Source organism: Gordonia sputi NBRC 100414 (assembly GCF_000248055.1).
In the GTDB taxonomy this organism is placed as follows: Bacteria; Actinomycetota; Actinomycetes; order Mycobacteriales; family Mycobacteriaceae; genus Gordonia; species Gordonia sputi.
The window spans coordinates 1-368 of sequence record NZ_BAFC01000019.1 but is presented as its reverse complement, the minus strand read 5'-3'; the positions used below and the strand labels follow the sequence as shown (position 1 = coordinate 368).

At 64.9% G+C, this 368-nt stretch carries 1 protein-coding gene; it reads right to left on the bottom strand.

Going from position 1 to position 368, the window contains the following annotated elements:
• Window positions 1–368: IS3 family transposase (locus GOSPT_RS02405; RefSeq protein ID WP_169330942.1), on the bottom strand; the 368-nt coding region annotated here is incomplete at both ends.

The following is a 368-nucleotide window of genomic DNA, read 5'->3' as shown; positions in this document are numbered from 1 at the left end:
GCCGGTTGCGGTGTCTCGGCTCCCTCGCTGCGGGTGGTCTTGCGTGTCTTCAACCGTGTTATCCCTCGCAGCGCATCAGCTTTCATCAACCTCTCGACGGTGCAGCGGGCCACAGCGATACCGTTTCGACGTAGCTCGGCATGGACCTTGCGGGCACCGTAGACCCCGAGGTTGTCGGCGTGCACGGTGCGGATCTGACCGAGCATCTCGCGGTCACGAACTGCTCGTGGCGCCTCGGTCTTCTGTGGGCTCAGGTGGGCCCGGACTGTGGACGGAGCGATCTGGGCGTCCGTGTCGCGCAGGGCCGCGCAGATCGGATCGACTCCGTGTTCGTCGCGATAAGCGGCGACGAACTCCACGATCAAAGC